The sequence below is a fragment of the Geodermatophilus sp. SYSU D00691 genome (assembly GCF_054050275.1).
In genome coordinates this window covers 18,358-39,162 of sequence record NZ_JBJGYZ010000001.1, presented here as the reverse complement: position 1 = coordinate 39,162, position 20,805 = coordinate 18,358, and the positions used below count along the sequence as shown (strand labels likewise).

At 74.3% G+C, this 20,805-nt stretch carries 20 protein-coding genes; 14 read left to right on the top strand and 6 right to left on the bottom strand.

Features of this window, described 5'->3' with window-relative positions; translation table 11 throughout:
- The 4 genes from ACI797_RS00190 (at position 1) to ACI797_RS00175 (ending at position 5,707) form a co-directional block, all read left to right on the top strand.
- Entirely contained in the window at positions 1–807 is an 807-nt protein-coding gene (locus tag ACI797_RS00190) for a type III pantothenate kinase (RefSeq protein ID WP_456855961.1), read from the top strand.
- A gap of 13 nt (positions 808–820) precedes the next feature.
- Positions 821–2,326, top strand: coding sequence for a lysine--tRNA ligase (gene lysS / locus ACI797_RS00185; protein WP_456855959.1), 1,506 nt, complete (start codon positions 821–823; stop codon positions 2,324–2,326).
- Positions 2,327–2,490: 164 nt separating this feature from the next.
- Positions 2,491–2,838, top strand: coding sequence for a histone-like nucleoid-structuring protein Lsr2 (locus tag ACI797_RS00180; protein WP_456538000.1), 348 nt, complete (start codon positions 2,491–2,493; stop codon positions 2,836–2,838).
- A gap of 334 nt (positions 2,839–3,172) precedes the next feature.
- A complete protein-coding gene (locus ACI797_RS00175) occupies positions 3,173–5,707 on the top strand; it encodes an ATP-dependent Clp protease ATP-binding subunit (RefSeq protein ID WP_456855956.1) in 2,535 nt (844 codons plus the stop codon).
- 167 nt (positions 5,708–5,874) lie between these two features.
- Here the strand turns inward: ACI797_RS00175 and ACI797_RS00170 are convergent, their stop codons facing one another.
- Complete coding sequence (locus ACI797_RS00170) at positions 5,875–6,753, bottom strand: A/G-specific adenine glycosylase (RefSeq protein ID WP_456855954.1); 879 nt, start codon at positions 6,751–6,753, stop codon at positions 5,875–5,877.
- Positions 6,754–6,829: 76 nt separating this feature from the next.
- Here ACI797_RS00170 and ACI797_RS00165 point away from each other — a divergent pair, with 76 nt between their 5' ends.
- The gene (locus ACI797_RS00165) at positions 6,830–7,498 is read left to right on the top strand and encodes a MucR family transcriptional regulator (protein WP_456855952.1); all 669 of its coding nucleotides are present in this window, start codon (positions 6,830–6,832) and stop codon (positions 7,496–7,498) included.
- On the opposite strand, the gene disA is transcribed toward ACI797_RS00165, so the two are convergent.
- From disA to ACI797_RS00150, 3 genes are all read right to left on the bottom strand, one after another.
- Positions 7,495–8,580 carry a DNA integrity scanning diadenylate cyclase DisA gene (gene disA, locus ACI797_RS00160; RefSeq protein ID WP_456538004.1) on the bottom strand — a complete coding sequence of 362 codons (1,086 nt, stop codon included), beginning with the start codon at positions 8,578–8,580 and terminating at the stop codon, positions 7,495–7,497. The two genes, ACI797_RS00165 and disA, sit on opposite strands and share 4 nt — an antisense overlap.
- 91 nt (positions 8,581–8,671) lie before the next feature.
- Complete coding sequence (gene radA, locus ACI797_RS00155; RefSeq protein WP_456855950.1) at positions 8,672–10,045, bottom strand: DNA repair protein RadA; 1,374 nt, start codon at positions 10,043–10,045, stop codon at positions 8,672–8,674.
- A gap of 54 nt (positions 10,046–10,099) precedes the next feature.
- Entirely contained in the window at positions 10,100–10,753 is a 654-nt protein-coding gene (locus tag ACI797_RS00150) for a copper chaperone PCu(A)C (RefSeq protein ID WP_456855948.1), read from the bottom strand.
- Positions 10,754–10,875: 122 nt separating this feature from the next.
- On the opposite strand from ACI797_RS00150, the gene ACI797_RS00145 reads away from it, so the two are divergent.
- The 3 genes from ACI797_RS00145 to ACI797_RS00135 all read left to right on the top strand — a co-directional run bounded on the left by ACI797_RS00145 (position 10,876) and on the right by ACI797_RS00135 (position 14,009).
- The gene (locus tag ACI797_RS00145; protein ID WP_456855946.1) at positions 10,876–12,432 is read left to right on the top strand and encodes a cryptochrome/photolyase family protein; all 1,557 of its coding nucleotides are present in this window, start codon (positions 10,876–10,878) and stop codon (positions 12,430–12,432) included.
- 88 nt (positions 12,433–12,520) lie between these two features.
- Complete coding sequence (locus tag ACI797_RS00140) at positions 12,521–13,117, top strand: RNA polymerase sigma factor (protein WP_456855944.1); 597 nt, start codon at positions 12,521–12,523, stop codon at positions 13,115–13,117.
- 10 nt (positions 13,118–13,127) lie between these two features.
- Positions 13,128–14,009 (top strand): hypothetical protein, encoded by an 882-nt coding sequence (locus tag ACI797_RS00135; protein ID WP_456855942.1) that lies wholly within the window; start codon positions 13,128–13,130, stop codon positions 14,007–14,009.
- Positions 14,010–14,012: 3 nt separating this feature from the next.
- On the opposite strand, the gene ACI797_RS00130 is transcribed toward ACI797_RS00135, so the two are convergent.
- Positions 14,013–14,858 (bottom strand): UbiA family prenyltransferase, encoded by an 846-nt coding sequence (locus tag ACI797_RS00130; protein WP_456855940.1) that lies wholly within the window; start codon positions 14,856–14,858, stop codon positions 14,013–14,015.
- Between the two features lie 122 nt (positions 14,859–14,980).
- Between ACI797_RS00130 and ACI797_RS00125 the strand changes: the two genes are divergently transcribed.
- The 6 genes from ACI797_RS00125 to ACI797_RS00100 are packed head-to-tail and all read left to right on the top strand — an operon-like array spanning position 14,981 to position 19,412.
- Positions 14,981–15,463, top strand: a complete 483-nt coding sequence (locus ACI797_RS00125; protein WP_097206868.1) for a CarD family transcriptional regulator — start codon at positions 14,981–14,983, stop codon at positions 15,461–15,463.
- A gap of 41 nt (positions 15,464–15,504) precedes the next feature.
- Positions 15,505–16,167: a 2-C-methyl-D-erythritol 4-phosphate cytidylyltransferase gene (gene ispD, locus ACI797_RS00120; protein WP_456855938.1), complete on the top strand. Its 663-nt coding sequence runs from the start codon at positions 15,505–15,507 to the stop codon at positions 16,165–16,167.
- A complete protein-coding gene (ispF, locus tag ACI797_RS00115) occupies positions 16,164–16,673 on the top strand; it encodes a 2-C-methyl-D-erythritol 2,4-cyclodiphosphate synthase (protein WP_456855936.1) in 510 nt (169 codons plus the stop codon). The genes ispD and ispF overlap by 4 nt, the downstream gene beginning before the upstream one ends.
- Positions 16,670–18,070, top strand: coding sequence for a cysteine--tRNA ligase (gene cysS, locus ACI797_RS00110; RefSeq protein WP_456855934.1), 1,401 nt, complete (start codon positions 16,670–16,672; stop codon positions 18,068–18,070). Before ispF ends, cysS begins: the two co-directional genes overlap by 4 nt.
- Entirely contained in the window at positions 18,070–19,050 is a 981-nt protein-coding gene (rlmB, locus tag ACI797_RS00105) for a 23S rRNA (guanosine(2251)-2'-O)-methyltransferase RlmB (RefSeq protein WP_456855932.1), read from the top strand. The genes cysS and rlmB overlap by 1 nt, the downstream gene beginning before the upstream one ends.
- Positions 19,047–19,412, top strand: coding sequence for a cupin domain-containing protein (locus ACI797_RS00100; RefSeq protein ID WP_456855930.1), 366 nt, complete (start codon positions 19,047–19,049; stop codon positions 19,410–19,412). The genes rlmB and ACI797_RS00100 overlap by 4 nt, the downstream gene beginning before the upstream one ends.
- Before the next feature lie 43 nt (positions 19,413–19,455).
- On the opposite strand, the gene ACI797_RS00095 is transcribed toward ACI797_RS00100, so the two are convergent.
- Positions 19,456–20,736: a DUF445 domain-containing protein gene (locus ACI797_RS00095; protein WP_456855928.1), complete on the bottom strand. Its 1,281-nt coding sequence runs from the start codon at positions 20,734–20,736 to the stop codon at positions 19,456–19,458.
- Positions 20,737–20,805: the final 69 nt, after the last annotated feature.

Sequence of the window (20,805 nt, the reverse complement as noted above, 5' to 3'; positions counted from 1 at the left end):
GTGCTGCTCTGCGTCGACGTCGGCAACAGCCAGACCGTGCTCGCCACCTTCGACGGCGAGCACCGGGTCGGCTGCTGGCGGGTCACCACGCACCCCCGCGCCACCGCCGACGAGCTGCGCATGACCTGGCGCGGGCTGCTGCGCGACGCCGAGATCACCGGCGTCGCCGCCTGCTCCACCGTGCCGGCCCTGCTGCCGTCGCTGCGTCAGCTGCTGGACTCCCTCGAGGTCCCGGTCGTGCTCATCGGCCCGGGCGTGCGCACGGGCGTGCCGCTGCACGTGGACAACCCGCGCGAGGTCGGCGCCGACCGGGTGGTCACCGCGCTGGCCGCCCACGAGCTGTTCGGCCGCTGGCCCGACGGGCGCGGCCGGCCGGTCGTCGTCGTCGACTTCGGCACCTCCACCAACGTCGACGCCGTCGGGCCGGACGGGCAGTTCCTCGGCGGCGCGCTGGCGCCCGGCGTCGAGGTGAGCCTCGACGCGCTGGCCTCCCGGGCGGCGCAGCTGCGCTCGGTCGAGCTGACCGTGCCGCCGCAGGCGATCGGCAAGAACACCGTCGCCGCGCTGCAGTCCGGGCTGGTGCTCGGGTTCGCGGGCCTGGTCGACGGGCTGGTGGCGCGGATCGCCGCCGAGATCGTGGCCCAGTTCGGCGCCGCGCCGGTCGTCGTCGCCACCGGCGGCCTCTCACCGCTGGTCGTGGACAGCTGCCGCTCGATCGGCGAGCGCGAGCCCGACCTGACGGTGCACGGGCTGCGGCTGGCGTTCGAGCGGCATCAGGGGGCGGGACGGCGTCCGGCCTCCCCGTAGGCTGTCGGGCGTCATGACCGAGGAACTGCCTGGCCCGCCCGACGACGAGCTCCCCGAACAGCTGCGCGTGCGCCGCGCCAAGCTGGACCGGCTCCGCGAGTCCGGGACCGACCCCTACCCGGTGGCCGTGCCCCGCACGGCCACGCTGGCCGAGGTGCGGGAGAAGCACCCCGACCTCGAGCCGGACACGATGACCGGCGAGCGGGCCGGCGTCACCGGGCGGGTGATCTTCGTCCGCAACACCGGCAAGCTGTGCTTCGCGACGCTGCGCGAGGGCGACGCCGAGCTGCAGGTCATGCTTTCCCTCGACCGGGTCGGCGAGGAGCAGCTCGCCGCGTGGAAGGCCGACGTCGACCTCGGCGACCACGTCTTCGTCGAGGGCGAGATCGGGACGTCGCGGCGCGGCGAGCTGTCGGTCTTCGCCGACCGCTGGCAGCTGACCGCCAAGGCGCTGCGCCCGCTGCCGGTGGCGCACAAGCCGATGAGCGAGGAGCTGCGGGTCCGGCGGCGCTACGTCGACCTCATCGTCCGCGACGAGGCGCGGCGCACGGTGCGCCAGCGGGCGACGGTGATGGCCGCGCTGCGGGCGGGGCTGACCGCCCGCGGCTACCTCGAGGTCGAGACACCGATGCTGCAGACGGTGCACGGCGGCGCCGCGGCCCGGCCGTTCCGCACCCACATGAACGCCTTCGACCTCGACCTGTACCTGCGCATCGCCCCGGAGCTCTTCCTCAAGCGGTGCATCGTCGGCGGGCTGGACCGGGTCTTCGAGATCAACCGGAACTTCCGCAACGAGGGCGCCGACAGCTCGCACTCGCCCGAGTTCGCGATGCTCGAGTGCTACCAGGCCTACGCCGACTACCAGGTGATGGCCACGCTCACCCGCGAGCTGGTCCAGGAGTCCGCCGAGGCCCTCTTCGGCGACCACGTGGCCCGCCACCACGACGGCACCGAGATCGACCTGTCGGGGGAGTGGCCGCAGGTGCCGCTCTACACCGCGGTGTCGCAGGCGCTCGGCGAGGAGGTCACGCCCGGGACACCGGTCGAGCGGCTGCGCGAGCTCGCCGAGCGGCACGACGTCGGCGTCGACCCGAAGTGGGTGCCGGGCAAGGTCGTCGAGGAGATCTTCGAGGCGCTGGTCCAGCACACGCTGCAGGAGCCGACCTTCGTCATCGACTACCCGGTCGACACCTCGCCGCTGACCCGGGCCCACCGGAGCACGCCGGGCCTGGCGGAGAAGTGGGACCTCTACATCGCGGGGGTGGAGCGGGCGACGGCCTACTCCGAGCTGGTCGACCCGGTGGTGCAGCGCGAGCGGTTCACCGCCCAGGCGGCGCTGGCCGCGGCCGGCGATCCCGAGGCGATGGTGCTCGACGAGGACTTCCTCGAGGCGCTGGAGTACGGCATGCCGCCCACCGGCGGGATGGGCATGGGGATGGACCGGCTGATGATGACCCTCACCGGTCTGGGGATCCGCGAGACCATCCTTTTCCCACTCGTCCGTCCGATTTCCTCCTGAGGGTTTCCGGAACTGGTTGTGAACGCAACCGCTCATTTGCGTCCCTAAAGTGTGAGGGCGCGTTGCGCTATTGGTTTCCCGGTGGCCGTTGTGGTGAAATGGGTCCGCACGGGGGACCGGGCGGAATTGGCGCCCGGACCACACGGATGAATCGAGGAAACTGAATGGCTCGCAAGGTTCAGGTGATCCTGAGCGACGACCTCGACGAGAATCTCTCCGCGGACGAGACCGTCAGCTTTGCCCTGGACGGCACGAACTACGAGATCGACCTCTCCGAGAAGAACGCCAAGGAACTGCGCGACGTGTTCTCGCGCTACGTCCAGGCGGCGCGCAAGGTCGGCCGTGCGGGCCGCGCGTCGGGCGGGGGCCGGTCGCGTGCCACCGGCGGTGGCCGGATGGACCGCGAGCAGGCCGGGGCGATCCGCGACTGGGCGCGCAAGAACGGGCACCAGGTCAGCGACCGCGGCCGCATCCCGGCCAGCGTCGTGGAGGCCTACGAAGCCGCGCACTGAGGCATCTGCAGTTCCTGCGCCGGCCCGGTTCCCCGAAAGGGAGCCGGGCCGTCGTCGTTCCCGGACCTACCGAGGGGTAGGGGGTGCGGACGGGAACGGGTGGGACGGCGGGCGGCGTGTCCGCTGACGGCGTAACCAGGTCGGAACACCCCTGCGCCAGCATCGGTTGGACCGGGCAGCCACCCACCGCCCCCACGCCTCCGGGCCGACGGGACGGCGTGGTCCGTGACTACAGTGGAATGACCGGTGCGCCAGCGCGCCGACTCCAGTCGGATGTTCCGTCCGGACACCCGGAGGAACCAGCCGGACCAGCCGGTCAGAGGAGAAGCAGCAGATGTTCGAACGGTTCACCGACCGAGCCCGCCGAGTCGTCGTCCTGGCCCAGGAAGAGGCCCGGATGCTCAACCACAACTACATCGGCACCGAGCACATCCTCCTGGGCCTGATCCACGAGGGCGAAGGTGTCGCGGCCAAGGCGCTCGAGTCCCTCGGCATCTCGCTGGAGGGCGTCCGCCAGCAGGTGGAGGAGATCATCGGTCAGGGCCAGCAGGCCCCGTCCGGGCACATCCCCTTCACCCCGCGGGCCAAGAAGGTGCTGGAGCTGTCGCTGCGCGAGGCGCTGCAGCTCGGCCACAACTACATCGGCACCGAGCACATCCTGCTCGGCCTGATCCGCGAGGGCGAGGGCGTGGCCGCCCAGGTCCTCGTGAAGCTGGGCGCCGACCTCAACCGCGTCCGCCAGCAGGTCATCCAGCTGCTGAGCGGCTACCAGGGCAAGGAGCCGGCCGCCGCCGGCGGGCCCGCCGAGGGCACGCCGTCGACCTCGCTGGTCCTCGACCAGTTCGGCCGCAACCTGACCCAGGCCGCGCGCGACTCCAAGCTCGACCCGGTGATCGGGCGGGCCAAGGAGATCGAGCGGGTCATGCAGGTCCTGTCGCGGCGGACCAAGAACAACCCCGTCCTCATCGGCGAGCCCGGCGTCGGCAAGACCGCCGTCGTCGAGGGCCTGGCCCAGGCGATCGTCAAGGGTGAGGTCCCCGAGACGCTGAAGGACAAGCAGCTCTACACCCTCGACCTCGGCGCCCTCGTCGCCGGTTCCCGCTACCGCGGTGACTTCGAGGAGCGGCTGAAGAAGGTCCTCAAGGAGATCCGCACCCGCGGCGACATCATCCTGTTCATCGACGAGATCCACACCCTCGTCGGGGCGGGCGCCGCGGAGGGCGCGATCGACGCCGCCAGCATCCTCAAGCCGATGCTGGCCCGCGGTGAGCTGCAGACCATCGGCGCCACCACGCTCGACGAGTACCGCAAGCACCTCGAGAAGGACGCCGCCCTCGAGCGGCGCTTCCAGCCGATCCAGGTGGGCGAGCCGACGCTGACCCACACGATCGAGATCCTCAAGGGCCTGCGCGACCGCTACGAGGCGCACCACCGGATCAGCATCACCGACGGCGCCCTCGTCGCCGCCGCGACGCTGGCCGACCGGTACATCTCCGACCGCTTCCTGCCGGACAAGGCGATCGACCTGATCGACGAGGCCGGTGCCCGGATGCGGATCAAGCGGATGACCGCCCCGCCGGACCTGCGCGAGTTCGACGACCGGATCGCCGGCATCCGCCGCGAGAAGGAGTCGGCGATCGACGCCCAGGACTTCGAGAAGGCCGCGTCGCTGCGCGACAAGGAGAAGCAGCTCCTGGCCGAGAAGGCCGAGCGCGAGAAGGCGTGGAAGGCCGGCGACATGGACGTCGTCGCCGAGGTCGACGACGAGCAGATCGCCGAGGTGCTGGCCAACTGGACCGGGATCCCCGTCTTCAAGCTCACCGAGGAGGAGACCACCCGTCTGCTCCGCATGGAGGATGAGCTGCACAAGCGGATCATCGGCCAGGAAGAGGCGATCAAGAGCGTCAGCCAGGCCATCCGGCGCACGCGTGCGGGCCTCAAGGACCCGCGCCGTCCGGGCGGTTCGTTCATCTTCGCCGGCCCCTCGGGTGTCGGTAAGACCGAGCTGGCGAAGGCGCTCGCGAACTTCCTCTTCGGCGAGGACGACGCGCTCATCCAGATCGACATGGGTGAGTTCCACGACCGCTTCACCGTTTCCCGGCTGGTCGGTGCGCCTCCCGGTTACGTCGGTTACGACGAGGGTGGCCAGCTGACCGAGAAGGTGCGGCGCAAGCCGTTCTCGGTGGTTCTCTTCGACGAGATCGAGAAGGCGCACGCGGACGTGTTCAACACGCTCCTGCAGGTGCTGGAGGACGGTCGCCTCACCGATGGTCAGGGTCGCATCGTGGACTTCAAGAACACGATCCTGATCCTCACGACCAACCTCGGTACGCGTGACATCTCGAAGGCGGTCGGCCTCGGTTTCCAGGCCGGGAACGACACGCAGTCGAACTACGAGCGCATGAAGGTGCGGGTCCACGACGAGCTCAAGCAGCACTTCCGGCCCGAGTTCCTCAACCGCATCGACGACATCGTCGTGTTCCACCAGCTGACCGAGGACGAGATCATCCAGATCGTCGACCTCATGCTCGCCCGCGTGGAGAGCCAGCTGTCGAACAAGGACATGGCGCTCGAGGTCACCGAGAACGCCAAGAAGCTGCTCGCGCACCGCGGCTTCGACCCGGTGCTGGGCGCCCGGCCGCTGCGCCGGACGATCCAGCGCGAGATCGAGGACGCGCTGAGCGAGAAGATCCTCTACGGCGAGCTGGCCGCCGGCCAGATCGTGGTGGTCGACGTCGACGAGGCGGAGGGCGCGCAGCAGAAGTTCACCTTCCGCGGCGAGGCCAAGCCGATCGACCTGCCCGACACCCCGCCGGTCGCCCTCTCGGGCGGCGACGAGGAGGGTCCGGCCGCCGCCCAGGCGGAGTGACCCGCTAGGGACGCACAGAGGCCGCTCCACCCGCACGGGTGGGGCGGCCTCTGCCGTTTCCCGGGCCGAGATGGCGCCCCGCGCCGTCACCCGCGCGGTGTGGTCGCCGCCCGCAAGGCACACCGCGCGGGTGCCGGCCACCCGGCGAGGGTCGCCGTGCCGGGCGGTCAGGCCTGCGGCAGGGCGAACCGGCCGTCGGGGGTCTGCTCGACCAGGCCGTCGACGAGCAGCGAGTCCAGGCAGCGCGAGCGCTGGACGGCGTCGTCCCAGGCGGCGTCCAGCTCGGCCGCCTCGACCGGGTGCGCGGCCGCGCGGAGCACGTCCAGCAGCCGCCCGCGCACCTGCCGGTCGGTGCCGGCGAACTTCTGCACCCGCCGCGCCGGCCCGTCGTGCGCCGGGTACCCGGCCAGCCGCCAGGCGCAGCGGTCCCGCACCGGGCACGCGGGGCAGCGGGGCGTGCCGGCCACGCAGACCAGCGCCCCCAGCTCCATGGCCGCGACCGAGAACCGCACCGCCCGAGCCGGGTCGGTCGGGGCCAGCTCGGCGACGTCGGTCAGGTCGGCGGCGCGCGCGTTGCCCGCCTCCGCCCTGCCGTGCACCAGGCGGGCGACCACTCGGCGCACGTTGGTGTCGACCACCGGCTGCGGCCGGCCGTGGCCGAAGCAGGCCACCGCCCGCGCGGTGTAGGTGCCGACCCCCGGCAGCGCCTCGAGCGCGGCGACGTCGTCGGGCACGGTCCCGCCGTGCCGCTCGGTCAGCGCCACCGCCGTCTCCCGCAGGCGGAGCGCCCGGCGCGGGTAACCCAGCTTGCCCCAGGCGCGGATGACCTCGGCCGGCGTGGCCGCCGCCAGGGCTGCCGGCGTGGGCCAGCGCGCCATCCACTCCCGCCACACCGGCTCCACGCGGGCGACCGGCGTCTGCTGCAGCATCACCTCGCTGACCAGCACCGCCCACGCGTCCACGTCAGGCCGGCGCCAGGGCAGATCGCGGGCCGCGGTGGCGTACCAGTCGACGATGACCTCGCCGGTGTCCCTGAGGCTGCCCACGACTCCCCAGTCTGCCGTCCGCGCCGAGCGGCGTGCCGAGCCGGTCGGCGGAGGCGCCGCCGTTTACCGTCGGCGCGTGTTGCACCCGGTGGGCCCGCTCCCCGCTGCCGTCTACTGGCGGCGCCGGGCGCTGGTGCTCACCCTGCTGGTCTCGGTCCTCGGCGGCGGTGGCTGGGTCGGCTACGCCCTGGCCACCGGCCGGTTCGACGAGGGGACGACGACGGCGTCCTCGACCCGCCCGGCGTCCGAGGAGCCGCCCGAGCCCGCGCTGGAGCAGGTCGTCCCCTCGTCGGTGAGCGTGCTCCTCCCCGGCACGACCCCGAGCGCACCGCAGGGGACCGGCGCACCGGCGGCCCCGGAGGCGTGCGCCGACGCCGTCCTCGCCGTCGAGGTCCGGACACCAGGAACCGCCCCGGCCGGCGCGCAGGCCACCTTCGAGCTCGTCGTCACCAACACGCAGGCGACGCCGTGCGTCCGCCCGCTCGACAAGCAGCTGCAGGAGATCGTGCTGCTCGACGCCGCCGGCGCGCGGCTGTGGGGCAGCAACGACTGCATCCCCGAGACCAGCAGCGATCTGCGCACGCTGGCACCGGGCGAGGCGGTGTCGTTCCCCGTCGTGTGGAGCGGCCTGACCAGCGAGCCGACCTGCACGGCGCCGCGGGTGCCCCCGTCGCCGGGCAGCTACGTGGTGCGGGCTCGCATGGACACCGCGATCAGCCCCGATGCCGGGCTCGTGCTCGCCTAGCTGTAACGGTCGAGGATCGACGTCTCGGCGAGCCGGGAGAGGCCCTCGCGGATGCCGCGCGCCCGGGCCTCGCCGACGCCCTCGACGGCCAGCAGGTCCTCGATGGTGGCGGCCAGCAGCTTCTGCAGCCCGCCGAAGTGGTCGACCAGCCGGTCGATGATCCCGGCCGGCAGCCGCGGGACGCGCGCCAGCAGCCGGTAGCCGCGCGGGCTCACGGGGGAGTCCAGCGCGTCGGGGGAGGTGGGCAGCCCGTAGCAGCGGGCCACGGCGGAGAGGTCGAGCAGCTCGGTGGCCGACAGCGCGCGCAGGTCGGTGAGGACCTGGTCGATCGTCCGGGGCCGGCGGCCGCCGCCGGGCAGGTAGTCGCGGACCAGCAGGCCGCGGTCCTCCTCGACGCCGGCGAGCATCTCGTCGAGCTGCAGGGCCAGCAGGCGGCCGTCGGTGCCCAGCTCGACGACGAAGCCCTCGATCTCGTCGGCGATCCGGCGGACCATCTCCAGCCGCTGGCTGACGCTCATCGCGTCCCGGACGGTGACGAGGTCCTCGATCTCGAGCGCCGACAGCGTGCTGGCGACCTCGTCGAGGCGCAGCTTGTAGCGCTCCAGCGCGGCGAGCGCCTGGTTGGCCCGCGCCAGGATCGTGGTCGGGTGCTCCAGGGTGTAGCGGCGGCCGGCGACGTACACCGAGATGATGTGCATCGACTGGCTCACCGAGATCACCGGGAAGCCGGTCTGGACCGCCACCCGCTCCGCCGTGCGGTGCCGGGTGCCCGACTCCTCGGTGGGGATGGTCGGGTCGGGCATGAGGTGCACCCCGGCGCGGACGATGCGCGTGCCGTCGTAGGAGACGATCACCGCGCCGTCCATCTTGGCCAGCTCGCGCAGCCGCGTGGCCGACAGCGCCACGTCGAGGGCGAACCCGCCGGTGCACAGGGACTCGACCACGCGGTCGTACCCGAGCACGATGAGGGCGCCGGTGCGGCCGGCCAGGATGCGCTCGAGGCCGTCGCGCAGCGCGGTGCCGGGGGCGATGCGGCCGAGGAGCTCGCGCAGTGCGACCTCGGGGTCCACAGCGGCTGGCACGAGCGCTCCTGACGGGTCGAGACGTTGCGGCGGCTGAGTCTACGTGGCCCGCGACGGGGAAGTCGGGCTCGGGATCGCGGACGGCGCGTGCTCACCCACCGAACAGCCGCGCGAACGCGGCGCCGAGGTCGGGCACCTCGACCAGGCGCATCCCCGGTGGGGCCGTGCCGGCGTCCTCGGGGACGAGCGCGACGGTGTACCCCTGGCGCGCCGCCTCGGCCAGCCGCCGGCCCGTGCCGCCCACCCGGCGGATCTCGCCGGAGAGACCGACCTCGCCCAGCGCGACGAGACCCGGCGGGAGCGGCTGGTCCTTCGCCGCCGACGCGATGGCGAGGGCCAGCGCGAGGTCGGCGGCCGGCTCGGCGATGCGCACCCCGCCCACCGACGCGGCGAAGACGTCGGCCTCGGCCAGGCGCACCCCGCCGCGGCGCTCGACGACGGCGTTGACCATCGCCACACGCTGCGAGTCCAGGCCGCTGACCGCACGCCGGGGCGACCCACCCCCGGCCGAGGTGGCCACCAGCGACTGCACCTCCGCCAGCAGCGGCCGGCTGCCCTCGAGCGTCACCGTGACGCACCTGCCCGGCACCGGCACCGCGCGGCGGGAGACGAACAGCGCCGACGGGTCGGGGACCCCGACCACCCCGGCGTCGCCGATCTCGAAGCAGCCGATCTCGTCGGCCGGCCCGAACCGGTTCTTGGTCGCCCGGATCAGCCGCAGGGTGGAGTGCCGCTCGCCGTCGAAGGAGATGACGACGTCGACCAGGTGCTCGAGGGCCCGCGGCCCGGCGACGTTGCCGTCCTTGGTGACGTGGCCGACCAGGATCGTCGTCATGCCGCGGGCCTTGGCGACGCCGGTCAGCGCGCCGGCCACCGCGCGCACCTGGGTGGCGCCGCCGTCGGTCCCGTCGACCGCGGGGGAGCGGACGGTCTGCACGCTGTCGAGGACGAGCAGGGTGGGGTTGACGTCCTCGACGTGCGCGAGGACGGCGGACAGCTCGGTCTCGGCGGCCAGGTAGAGCTGCTCGTGCAGGGCGCCGATGCGCTCGGCCCGCAGCCGCACCTGCGCGGCCGACTCCTCACCGGAGACCACGAGCGCGGGGCCGTTGGCGGCGGCGACCCGCTGGGCCACCTCGAGCAGCAGCGTGGACTTGCCGACCCCCGGCTCGCCGGCGACCAGCAGGACCGCGCCGGGCACCAGCCCGCCGCCCAGCACGCGGTCGAACTCGGGGATGCCGGTCGGCTGGGCCCTCGCGCCCTCCAGCTGCACCTCGGCGATCGGGCGGGCGGGCGCGGTGACCGGCCCGGCGCTGACCGAGCGCAGCGGGGAGGACGAGGCGCTGCCGACCTCCTGCAGGGTGCCCCACGCCTGGCACTCAGGACAGCGCCCGACCCACTTGGCCGAGGCGTACCCGCACTCGGTGCAGCGGTGGGCGGGGCGGGACTTCACTCCGGCGGGGGGCACCGGCCGACGGTAACCGCGGCCGCCGACACTTCCGGGGACGTCGGGGCGGGGGCGTCAGCCCTCGCCCTCGCCACCCTCCTCGCGCTGCGTGGCGATGCCTCCGCTGACCTCCGTGTTCTCCTCTTCGCCCTCGTTCTCCTCGTGGTGGAAGTCGAAGGCCTCGCCGCGCTCGTCGGCCTCGTCGGGGGCGGCCACGGGGACGTCGAGGGTGACCTCGCCGGCCTCCTGGAAGGTGAACGTCAGCTCGACGGTCTGCGACGGCAGGAGCTCCTCGCCGAGATCGACCAGGGTGACGGTCTCCGAGTTCTCGCCCAGGTAGACCACCGAGTCGGCGGGGATCGTGATCCCGTCGCCCGCGCCGGTGGTCGTCCCTCCGTCCGGGGCGGGCGCCCCGGTGCCCGACGCGGAGCCGGTGAGGCGGATCCGGGAGAACGACGTGCCGCTGATCTCGGTGAGCGTGTCCTCCTGGTCACCGTCGTTGACGATGGCCATCCGCAGCTCGGCGTCGTCGCCGGGGGAGTAGCTGCCCGCGTTCGGGTGGGCCAGCTCGACGGCGCGCAGCTCGATCTCACCGATCTGCGCCGACGGGCCCACCTTGTCCCGCAGCTGCGAAGAGGTCTGGTTCACCTGGCCGGCGCTGCACGCGGAGAGCGCCAACGGCGAGACGAGCAGGACACCCACCGTGGCGGCGCGCAGTGCGCGGTTCACAGCCGTCGACCTCCCAGGTCTACGCCCTCGTCCCGGGCCGGGGCCGGAGGGGGCGGATCGCAGTTCTCGAGTCGCGCTGAGAGTAACGGTCCACCCACGATGTCCGCCTGGAGGTGAGGCGGGTGGGTGGCAGCGCGCGTCCCGGCGCGACGGACCCGGCCCTGGGGCCCTACCCCGCCCGTGCGCCGGCCACCCGTCGGTGGTGCTTCGCCGACCAGCTGGGCCCGCACTTCCTCGACCGGCCCGACCAACCGGTCCTGCTCGTCGAGTCGCGCGCGGTGTTCTCCCGTCGCCGGTTCCACCGGCAGAAGGCGCACCTCGTGCTCTCGGCCCTCCGCCACCGCGCCGCGGAGCTGGGCGACCAGGCGTGGCTGGTCGGGGCGCGGACGTACGGGGAGGCGCTCGACCGCTGCGTCGGACCGCTGTCGGTCTGCGCGCCGACCACCTGGGGCAGCCGCGACCTGGTGCTCCGCCGCCCCGGGCTGACCGTGGTGGCACCCCGCGGGTTCGTCACCACGCACGAGGAGTTCGCCGCGTGGGCCGACGGCCGGGGCCGGCGCCGGCTGCTGATGGAGGACTTCTACCGGGGCAGCCGCCGCCGGACCGAGGTGCTCATGGAGGGCGCCGAGCCGGTCGGGGGCAGCTGGAACCTCGACCACGACAACCGCGAGCCACCACCCGCCGACGGCGACGTCGGGGTCCCCGAGCCCTGGTGGCCCGAGGAGGACGAGATCGACGAGCAGGTGCGCGCCGACCTCGACCGGTGGGCGGCCGAGGGCGACGTCGCGTTCGTGGGGGACGACGGACCGCGGCTGTTCCCCGTGACGCGGCAGGAGGCGCTGCGGCGCCTGGAGCAGTTCCTCGACGAGCGGCTGGGCACGTTCGGCCCGTACGAGGACGCCATGCTCTCCGGCGACCGCTGGATGGCGCACTCGCTGATCAGCCCGGCGCTGAACCTGGGACTCCTCGACCCGCTCGAGGTCGTGCACGCCGCCGAGGACCGCTACCGCCGGTCGCTCGCCGAGGACGACCCGCTGCCGCTGAGCAGCGTCGAGGGCTTCGTGCGCCAGGTGATGGGCTGGCGGGACTACGTCTGGCACATGTACTGGCACCTGGGGCGCGGGTACCGCGACGCCAACGCGCTCGCGGCGCACCAGCGGGTGCCGGACTGGATGGCGGAGCTCGACGACGGCGCGGTCGACGCCGCCTGCCTGTCCGACGTCCTCGGCAACCTCCGCCGCGACGGGTGGGTGCACCACATCCCGCGGCTGATGGTGCTCGGCAACTACGCGCTGCAGCGTGGGATCGACCCGCGCGAGCTGGCGGACTGGTTCCACCGCACCTTCGTCGACGGCTACGACTGGGTGATGGTCGCCAACGTCGTCGGCATGAGCCAGCACGCCGACGGCGGAGCGCTCGCGACCAAGCCCTACGCCGCCGGCGGGGCCTACATCGACCGCATGAGCGACTACTGCGGCGGCTGCGTCTACTCCCCGCGCCGCCGGCTCGGCGAGGACGCGTGCCCCTTCACCGCCGGCTACTGGGCCTTCCTCGAGCGCAACCGCGCCCTGCTGTCCGCCAACCAGCGCATGCGCCGACCGCTGCAGGGCCTGGACCGGCTCGGCGACCTCCTGCCGGTGGTGGAGCAGGAGCGCCTGCGCGGCACCGCCGCCCCGTAACCGGTCACCCGGGCGGGCGACCGGCCCTCCGGTTCGGCGCTCCGCCTGCCGATGAGGGAGGGACGGGCCGGACGAGCGAGGAGAGCGGGTGCCGACAGGTCTGCCGTTCGACGACGTGCTCGCCGCTGCCCAGGCCGGTGCCGCGTGGGCCTTCGAGGTCCTCTACCGCGACCTCGCGCCCGCGGTCACCGGCTACCTCCGGCTGCACGGCGCCGCGGAGCCCGACGACCTGGCCAGCGAGACGTTCATCGGCGTCTTCACCGGTCTGGCCGGGTTCTCCGGCGACGAGTCGGGGCTGCGGTCGTGGGTCTTCACGATCGCCCACCGGCGGCTGCTCGACGACTGGCGGCGGCGCAGCCGCCGACCGCAGGTGGTCGACGAGCCGGGGGACCTCTCCGCCTCCGTGGGCGGGGACGTCGAGGACGACGCGCTCGTCCGCATCGGCGCCGACACCGTCCAGCGGCTGTGCGGCGAGCTCCCCGCCGACCAGCGCTCGGTCCTGCTCCTGCGGATCCTCGCCGACCTCACCGTCGAGCAGGTCGGCGAGGTGCTCGGCAAGTCCGTCCCCTCGGTCAAGGCGCTGCAGCGGCGCGGCCTGCGCACGCTGCGCGAACGGCTCGAGGCGGAGAACTCCTCCGAACGGGTGCCCACCGCCGCGCACCCCTCCGGGCCCGTCCGGCGATGACGAGGGTGAGATGACCACAGCAGCCGACGACCGCGCCGTCGAGGAGGCCTTCGAGGCCTACCTCGCCGGCCGACCCGTTCCCGAGCAGGGGGCCGGACTGGCCGCCTTCGCGGACGCGGTGCGCTCGAGCACGTCCCGGCCGGGACGTCCGAACGCGGCCCTCGCCGACCTGCTGGCCACTGGTCTCCTCACCGACCAGCCCAGCCCGTCGCGCGCGACGGCGCCTCGCACCCGGAGACGCATCACCATGTTCTTCCCCGCCTTCCTCGCCAAGATCGCCTCGGCCGGCGCCGTCGCCCAGGTGGCCACCGGCGCGGGCATCGCCCTCGTCGCCTTCACCGGCGCCGGCACCGCCGGCGTCCTCCCGGACCCCCTCCAGCACGGCTTCGCCACGGTCGCCGAGACCGTCGGCGTCACCGGGGTGGACGACCCGCAGGAGGAGAGCACCACCGAGGACCGGACCTCCGTCCAGGACCCCGCGTTCACCGAGGACACCGGCACGACGACCGGGACCGAGGGCACGACCGCGCTCGACGGCGGCACCGAGGACGTCGCCGAGACCCCGGTCGCTCCGCCGACGACCCCGGAGCAGTGGGCCGAGGAGGGCCCGCGCCCCGACCAGTCGTTCGGCGACTGGGTGAGCTACGGCGCGACCCGGGGCTGGGCCACCGGTGAGGCCGTCCGCGAGCACGCGCGCAACAAGGGCGAGCGCGTGCCGGAGGAGTACGCGGAGACGCCGGTCGAGACCCCCGACGAGACGGTGACCGAGCCGCAGCCGGAGACCGCCGAGTCGTCGACGCCCGACACCGGTCGCGGCAACGGCAACGGCGGCGGGAACGGCAACGGCGGCGGCAACGGCGGCGGGAACGGCAACGGCCGCGGCAACCGCTGACCGCTAGGCGACCGACGCGCCGCCGACCAGCAGCAGGACGACGTCCAGCACGGTCAGCAGCATCACCGCCGGGAACGCCACCCGCCGCCACCGCGGCGACCCGGCGAGCGCCGCCACGACGACGGCGGGCAGGGCCAGCACCACGCCGGCCCAGCCCGCCGTCGTCGGCGTTCCGGGCGGTCCCAGCACGAGGAGCAGCGTCGCGGCGCCGAGCAGCACCGCGCCGGTGACCGCGGACGCGGTCGCGCCGATCCGGTGCGGCAGGCCGCGGACGCCGGTGGCGAGGTCGTCCTCGAGGTCGGGGGCGACGTTGGCCAGGTGCGCCGCGCCGCCCAGCGCCGCCCCGGCGGCGACCAGCCACCACGGCGCGGCCGGAGTGCCGGGGGCCGCGGCGACCACGCCCGCGGGCAGCGCGCCGAACCCGACGAGGTACGGCACGGCCGAGGCGGCGGTGCGCTTGAGCCCGGCGTTGTAGGCCCAGCCGCTGGCCACGAGCAGCAGCAGGAGCAGCCCGGGCACCACGCCGAGCAGCAGCGACAGGACGACGGCCAGCGCGGCCGCCGCGAGCGCCGCGACGCGCAGCGTCGACGGGGCGACGGCGCCCTGCACGACCGGCTTGTCGGGCCGCGCGACGGCCTGGTCGCGGTCGGCGTCGAGCCAGTCGTTGCTCCACCCGATCGACGCCTGACCTGCGAGAACGGCAGCGCACAGCAGCACCGCGCGGCCGCCCCCGACCCCCGCGGCGACCCCCAGCAGGGTGGCCACGAGGGTCACCGCGACCGTGGGTCCGGCGTGCGTGGCGAGCACCAGGCCACGGGCCCGGGTGAACCCGACAGGCACACCGGTCACGCGCTTGTCAACCCCCTCCGGTTACTTCATCTGCCTTCTGACCTGCAGATTTACGGTCTTCGCCCGATCCGCCCGTCAGTCTTCCGTGGTATCCTGGCAACAGCGAAAGGGGTCACACACACATGGGCTTCACTGTCGGCGAGACCGTCGTCTACCCGCACCACGGTGCCGCGCTCATCGAGGCCATCGAGAAGCGCGTCATCAAGGGTGAAGAGAAGGCCTACCTCGTGCTGAAGGTCGCCCAGGGCGACCTGACCGTGCGCGTGCCGGCCGACAACGCAGAGATCGTCGGCGTCCGCGACGTCGTCGGCCAGGAGGGTCTCAACCGGGTCTTCGAGGTGTTGCGCGCCCCGCACACCGAGGAGCCGACGAACTGGTCGCGCCGGTACAAGGCCAACCTCGAGAAGCTGGCCTCGGGCGACGTCAACAAGGTGGCCGAGGTCGTCCGCGACCTGTGGCGCCGCGACAAGGACCGTGGCCTCTCCGCCGGCGAGAAGCGCATGCTCTCGAAGGCGCGCCAGATCCTGGTCAGCGAGCTCGCGCTCGCCGAGGGCACCAACGAGGACAAGGCCGAGGTGCTCCTCGACGAGGTCCTCGCCAGCTGAGCTCGACCCCGAGCTCCGCAGCACATCTCCAGACCGCTCCCGTGCACGCTGTCGGCATCGTCGCAGCGGCCGGGAGCGGTCTGCGTCTGGGGGCGGACCGGCCGAAGGCGCTGGTCCTCCTCAGCGGCCGGCCGCTGGTCTGCTGGGCGGTCGACACCCTGCGCACCGGCGGCGTCGCCGAGGTGGTGGTCGCCGTCCCGCCGGGGGAGCGGGAGGCCTTCGCCGCCGTCCTCCCGCCCGAGGTCCGGCTGGTCGCCGGCGGTGCCAGCCGCACCGCCTCGGTGCGGGCCGCCCTGGCCGCCGGCGGTGAGCGGGCCGACGCCGTCCTGGTGCACGACGCCGCCCGGCCGCTGACCCCGCCGGCCGTCGTCGCCCGCGTCCTCGCCGCGCTCGCGGCCGGGTCGCGCGCCGTCGTCCCGGTCCTGCCCGTCGTGGACACCACCGTCGTGGTCGACGACGACGGCGTCGTCACCGACGCGGTGCCCCGCGGCCCGCTGCGCCGGGTGCAGACCCCGCAGGGCTTCGACCGGGGCACGCTGCTGGCGGCCTACGCCGACCTCCCGGACGACGCCGACCTCACCGACGACGCCGCGGTCGTCCGCGCGCGCGGCGTCCCCGTGCACACCGTCGACGGCGACGAGCGCGCCGCCAAGGTGACCGTGGCGCACGACCTCGCGGTGGCCGAACTCCAGGTGCGGGCGTGACCGGGCTGCCGCGCGTCGGCATCGGCACCGACGTCCACCCGATCGAGGCCGGCCGCCCGTGCTTCCTCGCCGGCCTGGAGTGGCCCGGGGCCGATGGCTGCGCCGGCCACTCCGACGGCGACGTCGCCGCGCACGCGCTCACCGACGCCGTGCTCTCCGCCGCCGGCCTGGGCGACATCGGCGGCCTGCTCGGCACCGACGACCCGCGCTGGGCGGGGGCGTCGGGCACCACGGTCCTCGAGCACGTCCGCGCGACGCTGGCCGCCGCGGGCTGGCGGGTGGGCAACGCCGCCGTGCAGCTCATCGCGCCGACCCCCAAGGTGGGCCCGCGGCGGGCCGAGGCAGAGGCGGCGCTGTCGGCCGCGCTGGGGGCACCGGTGAGCATGAGCGCCACGACCACCGACGGCCTCGGGCTCACCGGACGCGGCGAGGGCCGAGCCGCGGTGGCGACCGCGCTGGTGGTCAGGGCTGACGCCGCGGAGCGGTCCGTAGACTCCGAGCGGTGAGCCTCCGCCTGTACGACACGGCCACCCGAGCCGTGCGCGACTTCACGCCCCTGCGTGCGGGACGGGCCTCCATGTACGTCTGCGGGCTGACCGTCCAGGGGCCGCCGCACCTCGGGCACGTGCGCGCCGCGCTGGTCTTCGACGTCCTGCGCCGCTGGCTGGAGCGCGGTCACGGGTTCGACGTCACGCTGGTCCGCAACGTCACCGACATCGACGACAAGATCCTCGCCAAGGCCGCCGAGCACGGCGTGCCGTGGTGGGCCTGGGCCTACGAGAACGAGCGGGCCTGCACCCGCGCCTACGACGTCCTCGGCGTGCGGCCGCCCACCTACGAGCCGCGGGCCACCGGCCACGTGCCGGACATGGTGCAGCTCATGCACCGGCTGATCGACAGCGGTCACGCCTACGCCGCCGGCGGCGACGTCTACTTCGACGTCCGGTCCTTCCCCGAGTACGGCGCGCTCACCGGGCAGAAGCTCGACGACCTGCAGGCCGCCGACGACGTCGTCGACGCCGACCGCAAGCGCGACCCGCGCGACTTCGCGCTGTGGAAGGCGCACAAGGAGGGCGAGCCGGAGACCGCCTCCTGGCCCACCCCGTGGGGCCGCGGCCGGCCGGGCTGGCACCTGGAGTGCTCGGCGATGGCCGGGCGCTACCTCGGGGCGGACTTCGACATCCACGGCGGCGGGCTGGACCTGCGCTTCCCGCACCACGAGAACGAGCAGGCGCAGTCGCGGGCGGCCGGGGACGGCTTCGCCCGCTACTGGGTGCACAACGGGTGGGTGACCCTCGGCGGCGAGAAGATGAGCAAGTCGCTGGGCAACACGGCGCTGGTCGACGAGGTGGTCAAGCGGGTGCGCCCGGTCGAGCTGCGCTACTACCTCGCGACCCCGCACTACCGGTCGACGATCGAGTTCACCGAGCCCGCGCTGCACGAGGCCGCCGGTGGCTACCAGCGCATCGAGTCCTTCGTCCGGCGCGCGACCGAGCGGGTCGGGACGCCGGCCGAGCCGGTGTTCTCCCCTGAGTTCGCCGCCGCCATGGACGACGACCTGAACACCGCGGCGGCCATGGCCACGGTGCACACCGAGGTGCGGGCCGGGAACGCCGCGCTCGACCGCGGTGACGAGGAGCAGGCGGCGACGGCGCTCGCCGCGGTGCGGGGCGCGCTCGACGTGATGGGGCTCGACCCGTTCGACCCGCAGTGGGCGGCCGGCGGCGGCGACCGGCTCGCCGACGTCACCGACGGGCTGGTGCAGATGGCGCTGGAGCAGCGGCAGGCCGCGCGGGCGCGCAAGGACTACGCCGCCGCCGACGCGATCCGCGACCAGATGGCGAAGCTGGGGGTCACCGTGGAGGACACCCCGCAGGGGCCGCGCTGGGAGCTGAGCCGCTGATGGCCGGCAACAGCCAGCGCCGCGGCGCCCGCGCCTCGGGTGGCAAGAAGGGCGCGACCGGCGGCACCGGGGGGAAGGGACGCCGGGCGCTCGCCGGGCGCGGGGCGACCCCGCCGGCCGAGATGCGACCCGGGCACCCGGCGCAGCGGCGGGCGGCCGCCGACGCGCGGCAGCGCGCCGACCGCGCCCGCCAGCGCCAGCGGGCCGAGGAGGCCCCGGAGCTGCTGCTGGGCCGCAACCCCGTCGTGGAGGCCCTGCGGGCCGAGATCCCGGCGACGGCGCTGTACGTGGTGACCGATGTCGGTCGGGGCGGCGGGGCGGGTGGCAAGCAGAGCACCGACGAGCGGATCGCCGAGGCGCTGCAGCTGGCCGCCGACCGCGGGCTGCCGCTGCTCGAGGTCGGCAAGGCCGAGTTCGACCGGATGTCCGGCGGCGCGCTGCACCAGGGCATCGGCCTGCAGGTGCCGCCGTACGCCTACGCGCACCCCGACGACCTGCTCTCCGCCGCGCACGACTCCGGCCGCCCGCCGCTGATCGTGGCGATGGACGGCGTCACCGACCCGCGCAACCTCGGCGCGGTGGTCCGGTCGGCGGCCGCCTTCGACGCGCACGGCGTCGTCGTGCCGCAGCGCCGGGCCGTGGGCATGACCGCCTCGGCGTGGCGGACCAGCGCCGGTGCCGCCGCCCGGCTGCCGGTCGCCCGGGCGGTCAACCTGCCCCGCGCGCTGGCGTCCTACCAGGACGCCGGGCTGATGACCGTGGGCCTGGCCGGCGACGGGGACGTCGACCTGCACGAGTACGACGGCTTCGCCGATCCGGTCGCGCTCGTCATGGGCGCCGAGGGCGCCGGCCTGTCGCGGCTGGTCCGCGAGCGCTGCGACGTCGTCGTCCGCATCCCGATCGGGCGCGACACCGAGTCGCTCAACGTCAGCGTCGCCGCCGGCATCGCCCTGTACGTGGCGGCCCAGGCGCGGCTGTGACGCCGCCCCGGGCGGCCGCGCTCGGGCTGGAGCCGCACCCCGAGGGCGGGTGGTACCGCCGCACCTGGACCTCGCCGGCCGAGCTGACCGGCCGGCCCGCCGCCACCGCGATCCTCTTCCTGCTCGCGCCGGGGGAACGCTCGGCGCCGCACGTGGTCGACGCCGACGAGCTGTGGCTCTGGCACGGCCCGGGCCCGCTGGTGCTGCGGCGCGGCGGCGAGCCCGTCGTCCTCGACGCCGGCAACCCGCAGGTGCTGGTGCCGGCCGGCACCGAGCAGGCCACCGAACCGGTGACCGACGAGGTGCTGGTCAGCTGCGTGGTCTCGCCCGGCTTCGAGTGGAGCGGCTTCCGCCTCACCTGAGCGGAGTCCGAGGGCGGCACATTCCGCGCCCTGGGACTCCGACTCAGCCGATGAGCTGGGCGGTCGTGTAGATCAGCAGGCCGGCGAGGCCGCCGACCACGGTGCCGTTGACCCGGATCCACTGCAGGTCGCGGCCCACCTGCAGCTCGATCCGGCGGCTGGTCTCCTCGGTGTCCCACCGCTGGACCGTCGTCCCCACCAGGTCGGCGACGTCGCCGGCGAACCGCTCCACCAGATAGCCGGCCACCGTGTGCGCGTGCCTCTGCACCAGCTCGCGCACGGTCGGGTCGGTCTGCAGCAGCCGGGCGAGGTCGCGGATCATCCCGGTCACCCGCGAGCGCAGCTCCGAGTCGGGGTCGGCGGCGGCGGCCAGCACGGAGTTCTTCGCGTTGGTCCACAGCGACCCCGACCAGTGGCGGACGGCTGGGTGCTCGAGCAGCTCCTTCTTGAGCTCCTCGACCCGGGCGGCGGTCGACGGGTCGGTGCGCAGCGCGTGGATGTAGGCGCGCAACCGGCGGTCGTAGGAGCGGCGCAGCTCGTGGTGCGGGTCGGCGCCGACCTCCTCGAGGAACTGCTGGACGCCGTTGAAGGCGCGGGTGAACACGCGCTCGTCGACCCAGTCGGGCACCCAGGCGGGGGAGGACTCGCCGAGCTGGGCGCGGAACACCACCCGGTTCTCGTCGAGGAAGCGCGCCAGCCCGCGCAGCGCCACCGACAGCACCTCCTGGTGCCGGTCACCGTCGACCACCAGCTCCAGGGCACGCGCCACGACCGGCGCGGCGGGCGTGCCGTGCAGCTTGCGGTCGACCAGGGTCGCGACGGCCGGCTGCAGGTCCTCGTCCTTGAGCAGGTCGGTGAACGCGCCCAGCGCCGTCGATGCGTCGCCGGCCAGCCGCTCGGCCCGCCCGGGCGCGGCCAGGAAGGCGCCGAGCCGGCCGGGGACGTCGACGGTGGTCAGCTTGTCCTCGATCACGGCGCGGGTCAGGAAGTTCTCCTGCACGAAGGTGCCGAGGCTGGCGCCGATCTGGTCCTTCTTGCGCGGGATGATCGCCGTGTGCGGGATCGGCAGCCGCAGCGGGTGCCGGAACAGCGCCGTGACGGCGAACCAGTCGGCCAGCGCGCCCACCATCGACGCCTCGGCGGTGGCCCGCACGTAGCCGACCCAGGCGCCGGCGTCCTCGCCGATCAGGACGCAGGCCAGGAACACCGCGGCGGCGAACAGGAACAACCCGGTCGCCAGCCGCTTCATGCGAGCGAGGTCCCGGGCCCGCTGCGGGTCGTCGAGGGAGCCCGCCAGCGGGGCGGACGGTCGGGGGGCCGGCACCTGAACCAGCCTAGGCACCGGGGCCGGTCCGTGCCGGGGTCCGCGCAGCGGACGGCCCCGGCACCGCAG